Below are 5,842 nucleotides of genomic sequence, written 5' to 3' on the forward strand. Positions count from 1 at the left end.
ATGACCGCCGTAACTCTATCGACATGTCAAACAACCACCGCGCGTTGGCGCTGGTGTCGTTGTTCGTTTGTCGGGAGTTGCACAGTGGACGCGTAGCAGCTTTGTAGTCAAGTCCTCGGCCTATTAGTACCGGTCAACTGAACCCGTTACCGGGCTTACATTTCCGGCCTATCAACCCAGTCGTCTAGCTGGGGCCTTACCCATCCAAAGGATGTKGGATACCTCATCTTGAAGCGAGCTTCCCGCTTAGATGCTTTCAGCGGTTATCCCTTCCGAACGTAGCTAACCAGCCGTGCCCCTGGCGGGACAACTGGCACACCAGAGGTTCGTCCGTCCCGGTCCTCTCGTACTAGGGACAGCCCTTCTCAAGTATCCTACGCGCACGGCGGATAGGGACCGAACTGTCTCACGACGTTCTAAACCCAGCTCGCGTACCGCTTTAATGGGCGAACAGCCCAACCCTTGGGACCTGCTACAGCCCCAGGATGCGACGAGCCGACATCGAGGTGCCAAACCATCCCGTCGATATGGACTCTTGGGGAAGATCAGCCTGTTATCCCCGGGGTACCTTTTATCCGTTGAGCGACACCGCTTCCACTCGCAAGTGCCGGATCACTAGTCCCGACTTTCGTCCCTGCTCGACCTGTCAGTCTCACAGTCAAGCTCCCTTGTGTACTTGCACTCAACACCTGATTGCCAACCAGGCTGAGGGAACCTTTGGGCGCCTCCGTTACCCTTTAGGAGGCAACCGCCCCAGTTAAACTACCCACCAGACACTGTCCCTGAACCGGATAACGGTCCGAAGTTAGATACCCAAATCAACCAGAGTGGTATTTCAAGATTGCCTCCACCCATACTGGCGTATGGACTTCATCGGCTCCCACCTATCCTACACAAGCTAATTCGGATACCAATGTCAAGCTATAGTAAAGGTCCCGGGGTCTTTCCGTCCTGCCGCGCGTAACGAGCATCTTTACTCGTAATGCAATTTCGCCGGGCCTGTGGTTGAGACAGTGGGGAAGTCGTTACGCCATTCGTGCAGGTCGGAACTTACCCGACAAGGAATTTCGCTACCTTAGGATGGTTATAGTTACCACCGCCGTTTACTGGCGCTTAAGTTCTCCGCTTCGCCCCGAAGAGCTAACAGGTCCCCTTAACGTTCCAGCACCGGGCAGGCGTCAGTCCATATACATCGAATTACTTCTTCGCATGGACCTGTGTTTTTAGTAAACAGTCGCTTCCCCCTGCTCTCTGCGGCCATACAACGCTCCACCCGCGTGGGGCTTCACGTCTCCGGCCCCCCTTCTCCCTAAGTTACGGGGGCAATTTGCCGAGTTCCTTAACCACAGTTCGCCCGATCGCCTCGGTATTCTCTACCTGACCACCTGTGTCGGTTTGGGGTACGGGCCGCTAAGAACTCGCTAGAGGCTTTTCTCGGCAGCATAGGATCACTGACTTCACCTGAATCGGCTCGGCATCACGTCTCAGCCTTCATGCACCACGGATTTGCCTATGGTGCGGCCTACACGCTTACCCCGGCACAACCACCGGCCGGGCTCAGCTACCTTCCTGCGTCACCCCATCGCTTGACTACTACCCGCCAGGTTCCCACGCTCCCCACCATCGGTCCGAAGACCTCCGGCGGTTCGGGTGGTTAGCACAGCGAGGTTCGTCAGGGTCGCTCTTTCGCGGGTACGGGAATATCAACCCGTTGTCCATCGACTACGCCTCTCGGCCTCGCCTTAGGTCCCGACTCACCCAGGGCGGATTAGCCTGGCCCTGGAACCCTTGGTCATCCGGCGGAAGGGTTTCTCACCCTTCTTTCGCTACTCATGCCTGCATTCTCACTCGTGCCGCGTCCACAACTGGGTCACCCCGCTGCTTCACCCGCGGCACGACGCTCCCCTACCCATCCACACACCTGCACAAGGAATCAAGTCCAAGCGAGGTTGAAATGTGAATGCCACAGCTTCGGCGGTGTGCTTGAGCCCCGCTACATTGTCGGCGCGGAACCACTTGACCAGTGAGCTATTACGCACTCTTTAAAGGGTGGCTGCTTCTAAGCCAACCTCCTGGTTGTCTATGCGACCCCACATCCTTTTCCACTTAGCACACGCTTAGGGGCCTTAGCTGGTGATCTGGGCTGTTTCCCTCTCGACTACGAAGCTTATCCCCCGCAGTCTCACTGCCGCGCTCTCACTTACCGGCATTCGGAGTTTGGCTGATTTCGGTAAGCTTGTGGGCCCCCTAGACCATCCAGTGCTCTACCTCCGGCAAGAAACACGCGACGCTGCACCTAAATGCATTTCGGGGAGAACCAGCTATCACGGAGTTTGATTGGCCTTTCACCCCTAACCACAGGTCATCCCCCAACTTTTCAACGTTGGTGGGTTCGGCCCTCCACGCGGTCTTACCCGCGCTTCAGCCTGCCCATGGCTAGATCACTCCGCTTCGGGTCTAGAGCATGCGACTGAATCGCCCTATTCAGACTCGCTTTCGCTACGGCTCCCCCACACGGGTTAACCTCGCCACATGCCACTAACTCGCAGGCTCATTCTTCAAAAGGCACGCCGTCACCCCGCAAGGCTCCGACGGATTGTAGGCGAACGGTTTCAGGTACTATTTCACTCCCCTCCCGGGGTACTTTTCACCATTCCCTCACGGTACTCGTCCGCTATCGGTCACCAGGAAGTATTTAGGCTTACCAGGTGGTCCTGGCAGATTCACGGCAGATTTCAGGGGTCCGCCGCTACTCGGGAACACCCACAGAAGGTCAGCAACTTTCACGTACCGGACTATCACCGTCTACGGTTGGCTTTTCCACACCATTCGGCTAGCCACTGACTTTGTAACTTCTCGAACAAGTGTCAGCTTGTTCAGCAGGGTCCCACAACCCCGACCACGCAACCCCTGACAGGTATCACACGCAGCCGGTTTAGCCTCAATCCGCTTTCGCTCGCCACTACTCACGGAATCACTAAATTTGTTTTCTCTTCCTACGGGTACTGAGATGTTTCACTTCCCCGCGTTCCCTCCATACACCCTATGTGTTCAGGTGCAGGTGACACCACATGACTGGTGCCGGGTTTCCCCATTCGGACACCCTGGGATCACAGCTTGGTTGACAGCTCCCCCAGGCCTATCGCGGCCTCCCACGTCCTTCATCGGCTCCTGGTGCCAAGGCATCCACCGTTCGCCCTTGACAACTTGACCACAAAGATGCTCGCGTCCACTGTGCAATTCTCAACAAACGACCAACCCACAACCCGATCCGCCCCACACCTCGACCCCCACAGGGATCCCGTTTGCAGGGCCAGGTCATGCCTGGCAACCGTCCCCCACCACAGGTGGGGTCATGGTTCTGAAAGACAACCGTGGGTTGTTCTTTCAGGACCCAACAGGGTGCTTTACGCCGAACCCCAGCCGCACCAGGAGGAACCGTTCCCACCACCGAGGTGGCTGTACTAGGTGTCCGGGCCGTTGCCGGCATCCGACTAACCAGTGTCTCCGCCATTGAGCACCCCACCATCGCATTCGGATGGCGCGGGCTCCTTGCACCCTTTCGGGTGAAGGTGCTCCTTAGAAAGGAGGTGATCCAGCCGCACCTTCCGGTACGGCTACCTTGTTACGACTTCGTCCCAATCGCCAGCCCCACCTTCGACGGCTCCCTCCCACAAGGGGTTGGGCCACCGGCTTCGGGTGTTGCCGACTTTCGTGACGTGACGGGCGGTGTGTACAAGGCCCGGGAACGTATTCACCGCAGCGTTGCTGATCTGCGATTACTAGCGACTCCGACTTCACGGGGTCGAGTTGCAGACCCCGATCCGAACTGAGACCGGCTTTTTGGGATTCGCTCCACCTCACGGTATCGCAGCCCATTGTACCGGCCATTGTAGCATGCGTGAAGCCCTGGACATAAGGGGCATGATGACTTGACGTCATCCCCACCTTCCTCCGAGTTGACCCCGGCAGTCTTCGATGAGTCCCCGCCATAACGCGCTGGCAACATCGAACGAGGGTTGCGCTCGTTGCGGGACTTAACCCAACATCTCACGACACGAGCTGACGACAGCCATGCACCACCTGTGACCGCCCCCGAAGGACCTCACATCTCTGTGAGTTTTGCGGCCATGTCAAACCCAGGTAAGGTTCTTCGCGTTGCATCGAATTAATCCGCATGCTCCGCCGCTTGTGCGGGCCCCCGTCAATTCCTTTGAGTTTTAGCCTTGCGGCCGTACTCCCCAGGCGGGGCGCTTAATGCGTTAGCTGCGGCACAGGGAACCGGAGAGGCCCCCCACACCTAGCGCCCAACGTTTACAGCGTGGACTACCAGGGTATCTAATCCTGTTCGCTCCCCACGCTTTCGCTCCTCAGCGTCAGTATCGGCCCAGAGACCCGCCTTCGCCACCGGTGTTCCTCCTGATATCTGCGCATTTCACCGCTACACCAGGAATTCCAGTCTCCCCTACCGAACTCTAGCCTGCCCGTATCGACCGCAGGCTTGGGGTTGAGCCCCAAGTTTTCACGGTCGACGTGACAAGCCGCCTACGAGCTCTTTACGCCCAATAAATCCGGACAACGCTCGCGCCCTACGTCTTACCGCGGCTGCTGGCACGTAGTTGGCCGGCGCTTCTTCTGCAGGTACCGTCACTTACGCTTCGTCCCTGCTGAAAGAGGTTTACAACCCGAAGGCCGTCATCCCTCACGCGGCGTCGCTGCATCAGGCTTCCGCCCATTGTGCAATATTCCCCACTGCTGCCTCCCGTAGGAGTCTGGGCCGTGTCTCAGTCCCAGTGTGGCCGGTCGCCCTCTCAGGCCGGCTACCCGTCGTCGCCTTGGTAGGCCATCACCCCACCAACAAGCTGATAGGCCGCGAGCCCATCCCAGGCCGAAAAACTTTCCACCAAGCCTCATGCGAGGCCAGGTCATATTCGGTATTAGCCCCCGTTTCCGAGGGTTATCCCAAAGCCTAGGGCAGGTTGCTCACGTGTTACTCACCCGTTCGCCGCTCGAGTACCCCGAAGGGCCTTTCCGCTCGACTTGCATGTGTTAAGCACGCCGCCAGCGTTCGTCCTGAGCCAGGATCAAACTCTCCAACAAAAACTTTGTCGAAAAACTGTCCTGACAACAAAAGTGTTGCCAAAGGAATCCCAACCAGCCAGACACAAAGCCTGACCAGTCCGGGGTATAAATCATAATTGGCACTGGCTTTACAAGCACCCTGTTGAGTTCTCAAAGAACAACCACACACCGCCCGGAAACCCCCCGAAGAGGACCCCCGACCCGGGGCTATTCGCTCTTGTCGCGACCGGCGCTTTCCGCGCCGGGCACTTTTACTACGTTACCCGCTGATATCCGCCGTGTCAAACCGCTCTATCGCGATCCGCACCACTTCCACCACAATTACGGGCACCACAAAACCACCGGCTCTCACCGCTGACCTCATGGCTTCCGACAGGCCGGCCGCTGCAGTCACCCGCACGCTCGCCCGGTTCCCTACCGGCGATGAACCATACCCGGTCGGCTCCGCCTCACCAAATCCGCCTCGCAGCGTCTTCGGGGCACCGCCCGGTCCAAGCTCACATGGGACTCAACCCATCCGACCCCGGAGTCATTCCCGCACTCCCACCGGCTTTCGCAAACCTCGGGGGCCCGGTGTCCAGGACCGTACCGGATAGCAACCCGGCCGACCCTCAGACCATTCCCGCGCTCCGGCCTTGCAGGCTTTCGCCTGTTTCGTCCGTTCCGCGCTGGCAGAGAGAAAGGTACGCGCCCGGCGAGTTGATCGTCAACTCGGCCGGGCGCGTCCCCCGTCACACCATCAAGCGGCGACTATCCGCGC

The 5,842-nt window shown here is 58.5% G+C and carries 2 rRNA genes; both read right to left on the reverse strand.

Annotation, left to right across the window (positions count from 1 at the left end):
- Window positions 1-103: 103 nt before the first annotated feature.
- A 23S ribosomal RNA gene (locus tag JNW89_RS25340) occupies window positions 104-3,213 on the reverse strand.
- A 370-nt stretch (window positions 3,214-3,583) separates the two neighbouring features.
- Window positions 3,584-5,100 (reverse strand): 16S ribosomal RNA (locus JNW89_RS25345).
- The 16S and 23S rRNA genes sit together here, the layout of an rRNA operon.
- Window positions 5,101-5,842: the final 742 nt, after the last annotated feature.

Source organism: Micromonospora sp. 4G55 (assembly GCF_016803375.1).